Annotated in this window: 4 protein-coding genes; 3 read left to right on the plus strand and 1 reads right to left on the minus strand. The window is 66.7% G+C overall.

The window, feature by feature from the left end; genetic code table 11:
- On the plus strand, nucleotides 1-882 hold an 882-nt coding region (locus tag QOI01_RS07800; RefSeq protein WP_526379614.1), incomplete at its 5' end, for a LysR substrate-binding domain-containing protein.
- Between the two features lie 45 nt (nucleotides 883-927).
- Nucleotides 928-3,588, plus strand: a complete 2,661-nt coding sequence (gene polA / locus QOI01_RS07805) for a DNA polymerase I (RefSeq protein ID WP_526379619.1) — start codon at nucleotides 928-930, stop codon at nucleotides 3,586-3,588.
- On the opposite strand, the gene QOI01_RS07810 is transcribed toward polA, so the two are convergent.
- Complete coding sequence (locus QOI01_RS07810) at nucleotides 3,585-4,751, minus strand: PrsW family intramembrane metalloprotease (RefSeq protein ID WP_526379616.1); 1,167 nt, start codon at nucleotides 4,749-4,751, stop codon at nucleotides 3,585-3,587. The genes polA and QOI01_RS07810 overlap by 4 nt on opposite strands.
- Before the next feature lie 158 nt (nucleotides 4,752-4,909).
- Between QOI01_RS07810 and QOI01_RS07815 the strand changes: the two genes are divergently transcribed.
- On the plus strand, nucleotides 4,910-5,229 hold a 320-nt coding region (locus QOI01_RS07815; RefSeq protein ID WP_526379618.1), incomplete at its 3' end, for a S1 RNA-binding domain-containing protein.

The following is a 5,229-nucleotide window of genomic DNA, read 5'->3' on the forward strand; positions in this document are numbered from 1 at the left end:
CGGCAGCTGGAATATCTGGTCGCGGTCGCCGCGGAGGCGAACTTCACCAGGGCCGCGGAGCGTCTGCACGTGGCGCAGCCTGCAGTGAGTGCGCAGATCCAGAAACTCGAACGCGAACTGGGCCAGCCGCTGCTGGACCGATCGAAGCGGACCGTCCGCCTGACGGCAGCAGGTGAGGCGGTGCTGCCCTCCGCGACGGCCGCCCTTGCCGCCGTCGCCGACGTGCGACGGTCGGTCGAGGAGCTCACCGACCTCGTCAGCGGAACCGTCGCCATCGGCACGGTGACGGCTCACGACATGGACATCGCGGGATTGCTGGCCGACTTCCACGGCGCGCACCCCGGCGTCGAGATCACGCTCAGCACGGACAACTCCGATGTTCTGATCACCCAGCTGCGCAGTGGCGTGCTCGACGTGGCGATCGTGTCGGTGGGATCCGACGAGTGTCCCGACGGACTCGACGTCGAGGTCGTGACGGACGAGGCCATCGATGCGGCGGTCTGTCACGACGACGACCTCGCGGGCGAATCGAGCGTCGAACTGGCCGCGCTGGCGGAACGCTCCCTGATCGCGCTTCCCGTCGGCACCGGTGTCCGGCAGCGTCTCGACCAGGCCTGTGCGACGGCAGGGGTGTCGGTACGGATCGCCTTCGAGGCGTCGACGCCGATCGCGTTGGCCGAACTGGCCGAGCGCGGTCTCGGCGTCGCGATCCTGCCGAGTTCGGTGTCGCGGTCCAGGCCCGGTCTGCACGCGCTGACGATCAGGCCCGAGATGCGCGGACGCCTCGTCCTGGCCTGGCGGTCGACCGGCCCGACGAACCCCGCGACCTCGGTGCTGGTGCAGATGGCACGGCGTCTCCTCCGTGTCGGCGCGGGTGAATAGAGTGAGGGCGTGAGCCCTGCCAAGACCGAGACCAAGCCCACATTGATGCTGTTGGACGGCAATTCGCTGGCGTTTCGCGCCTTCTATGCGCTGCCCGCGGAGAACTTCAAGACCCAGGGCGGTTTGACCACCAATGCGGTGTACGGCTTCACGGCCATGCTGATCAACCTCCTGCGCGACGAGCAGCCCACCCACATCGCCGCGGCCTTCGACGTGTCTCGTCAGACGTTCAGGTCGGAGAGGTACCCGGAGTACAAGGCAGGCCGGTCCGCTACCCCCGACGAGTTCCGCGGCCAGATCGACATCACCAAGGAAGTCCTCGTCGCGCTCGGCATCACCGCGCTGGCCGAGCAGGGGTTCGAGGCCGATGACATCATCGCGACGCTGGCCACCCAGGCCGAGAACGAGGGCTACCGGGTTCTGATCGTCACCGGTGACCGGGACGCGCTGCAACTCGTCAGCCCCGATGTCACCGTGCTCTACCCACGCAAGGGCGTGTCCGAGTTGACGCGTTTCACCCCGGATGCCGTCGTCGAGAAGTACGGGCTCACGCCCACCCAGTACCCGGACTTCGCCGCGCTCCGCGGCGACCCGAGCGACAACCTGCCCGGTATCCCCGGTGTGGGGGAGAAGACGGCCTCCAAGTGGATCGTTGAGTACGGCTCGCTGCAGGCGCTCGTCGACCAGGTCGACACCGTCAAAGGGAAGGTCGGAGACTCGTTGCGCGCCAACCTCTCCCACGTCATCCTCAACCGCGACCTGACCGAACTGGTCAAGGACGTGCCGCTGGCCCAGACGCCCGACACGTTGCGGATGATGCCGTGGGACCGTGACCAGATCCACCGACTCTTCGACGACCTCGAGTTCCGGGTTCTCCGCGACCGGCTGTTCGAGACGCTCGCGTCGTCCGACCCGGAGGTGGAGAAGGGCTTCGACGTACGGGGCGGGGTGCTCGAACGCGGCCAACTGGCGGCCTGGCTGGCCGAGCACGGCAGTGGCCGACGGTTCGGGCTCGCCGTGGTGGGGACCCACCTTGCGTTCGACTCCGACGCCACTGCGATCTCCATCGTCTCGGCCGACGGTGAGGGCTGCTACTTCGACACCTCGACCCTGGCCCAGGAGGACGAGGCGGCGCTGGCCGCCTTCCTCAGCGACCCCGGGTCGCCGAAGGCCCTGCACGAGGCCAAGCTCGCGATGCACGACCTCGCCGGCCGCGGCTGGGATCTCAACGGCGTCACCTCCGACACCGCCCTGTCGGCCTACCTGGTGCGACCCGGGCAGCGCAGCTTCACGCTCGACGACCTCGCAGTGCGGTATCTCAAGCGGGAGCTGCGAGCGGAAAATCCTGAACAACAACAGCTTTCGCTCCTCGACGACGAGGATGGCGTCGACGACCAGGCGGTGCAGACGCTGCTTTTGAGGGCTTCTGCTGTCGCCGACCTCGCCGACGCGCTCGACGAGGAACTGGCCAGGATCGACTCGTCGGCGCTGTTGGGCCAGATGGAGCTTCCGGTACAGCGGGTCCTCGCGCAGTTGGAGGCGACGGGCATCGCGGTCGACCTCGACCTGCTCGGGCAGCTGCAGAGCCAGTTCGCCGACCTCATCCGCGACGCGGCCGAGGCTGCGTACGGGGTGATCGGCAAGCAGATCAACCTCGGCTCGCCCAAACAGCTTCAGGTGGTGCTGTTCGACGAGCTGGGGATGCCGAAGACCAAGCGCACCAAGACCGGCTACACCACCGACGCCGACGCGTTGCAGGGACTCTTCGACAAGACCGGCCACCACTTCCTGCAGCATCTGCTCGCCCACCGCGATGCCACCAGACTCAAGGTCACCGTCGACGGGTTGCTGAATTCGACGGCCGCAGATGGCCGGATTCATACCACGTTCAACCAGACGATCGCAGCGACGGGCCGGCTGTCGTCGACCGAGCCAAACCTGCAGAACATCCCGATCCGCACGGAAGCAGGACGGCAGATCCGCGATGGCTTCGTGGTCGGCGACGGTCATGCCGAGCTGATGACCGCGGACTACAGCCAGATCGAGATGCGCATCATGGCGCACCTGTCGAAGGACGACGGGCTGATAGAGGCGTTCAACACCGGAGAGGATCTGCATTCGTTCGTCGCGTCCAGGGCCTTCGGCGTGCCGATCGACGAGGTCACGGCCGAACTGCGACGACGCGTGAAGGCGATGTCGTACGGGCTGGCGTACGGGTTGAGCGCCTACGGCCTTGCCGCTCAGCTGAAGATCTCCACCGAGGAGGCCAAGGTGCAGATGGACGCCTATTTCTCGCGCTTCGGCGGGGTGCGCGACTATCTGCAGTCAGTGGTCGAACAGGCCCGCAAGGACGGCTACACCTCGACCGTGCTGGGCCGGCGGCGCTATCTGCCCGAGCTCGACAGCAGCAACCGAAACGTCAGGGAGGCCGCCGAGCGCGCCGCATTGAACGCGCCGATCCAGGGGAGTGCCGCCGACATCATCAAGGTCGCGATGATCAACACCGACAACGCCATCCGCGACGCCGGACTGAAGTCGCGGATGCTGTTGCAGGTCCACGACGAATTGCTGTTCGAGGTCGCCGACGGTGAGCGCGAGACGCTCGACGAGTTGGTCCGCGACAGGATGGGGGGCGCGTACCCGCTGGACGTGCCGCTCGAGGTTTCGGTCGGGTACGGCCGCAGCTGGGACGCCGCGGCGCACTAGGTACCAGGCGCGCGGTACGCGGCGACGGTCCGCAGCACGGGGGCGGCGGCCCGCGCCGCGTGGACTCCGTACGCCTCCTCGTTCAGTAGCGCGGTCACCCGCTCGTCGCCGAATCCACGGTCGATGCGGTCCCGTACGTAGGCGAGCTCGATGACCTGCGCGGCGAAGTTCTTGGCGCCCTTTCCCGCGGGCCGCCCACCGACGCGAGTCGCCTCGCCGATCGCCAACCCCCTGGTGCGGATCGAGCCGAGCCAGGTGGCCTCGTTGGGGGTCACCAGGCCTGCGGCCACCATGCCCGGCAACTTCGCGGCGACGATTCGCTGTTCCCGTCGGCGGCTGCCGACCGCGAGAGCGATCGCCAGTGCGAACACCGGCACCATCCAGAGGAAGTAGACGCCGAAGTACGCCTCGATGCCCACGAACGACGACCCGTTCCACAGCGCGTGCATGATCACCGCACCGGCGTACCCGAGCAGGATGCAGCCCGCCTTGGCCGGCACGCTCCTGCGTTGCAAGGCGAAGTACACGCCGATGGCGGTGACGGTGGTGAACAACGGGTGGGCGAACGGCCCCATGATCAGGCGCAGTCCGGCCGTGACCAGCGACCCGCCCAGCGATTCGCCACCACCGATGTATCCGATGTTCTCCAGCCAGGCGAAACCCGCCGCAGTGATCCCGGCGTAGACCAGGCAGTCCGTCAGCGAATTGAGCTCGTTGCGACGGCGGCCGGTCATCATGATCAGCAGGAACGCGCCCTTGGCCGCCTCCTCGACGATCGGGGCCACGATTGCCAGAGTGATGAATTCGTCCGTCGCCGCTTCACCGGTGGCGAGCAGGGACCCGAAGACGAGCTCGAGGATCACCGACACCACGACCGCGACCGATGCACCCCAGGTGAAAGCGAGGATGAGGAGTCGTGGCGGCTCTGGTTCCCACCGATCCAGCCACAGGTAGCCCAGCACCACGATGACCGTCGTCACGGTGGCGAGCACGAACCCGATGGATGTGCCGACCGGGTTGACGGCCGTCAGCAGGATCACCGAGAGGCCTGCGACGGTGCCCATCGCGATGATCGCACCGAGAGGCGCCCCAACCTTGCGGATCCGGCGGGGCAGCGGCGGGCCGACCGGGCGCGGAGATTGCGGCACGGAGGCGTTCGACACGACAGCAGCGTAGCGTTTGGGTCGGACCCAAGTTTGTCCAGCGTGTACACAGTCGCGTACGCTCTTTGCGTGCTCGTGTGCGCGCGTTAGCGTGCCTCACCCGTACACATCAATAACAACTGTCCCTACGATAAAACCTGTCCGGAGCCACCCGCCACATGCCAAGTCCGTCCATCACCTCGCCGCAAGTTGCCGTCAACGACATCGGCTCTGCAGAGGACTTCCTCGCCGCGATCGACAAGACCATCAAGTACTTCAATGATGGCGACATCGTCGAAGGCACCATCGTCAAGGTCGACCGTGACGAAGTGTTGCTCGACATCGGTTACAAGACCGAAGGGGTCATCCCTTCCCGCGAACTCTCGATCAAGCACGACGTCGACCCCAGTGAGGTTGTGTCCGTCGGCGACGAGATCGAAGCGTTGGTCCTCACCAAGGAGGACAAAGAAGGCCGCCTGATCCTGTCCAAGAAGCGCGC

Source organism: Mycobacterium sp. (genome assembly GCF_032162605.1).
Taxonomy (GTDB): domain Bacteria; phylum Actinomycetota; class Actinomycetes; order Mycobacteriales; family Mycobacteriaceae; genus Mycobacterium.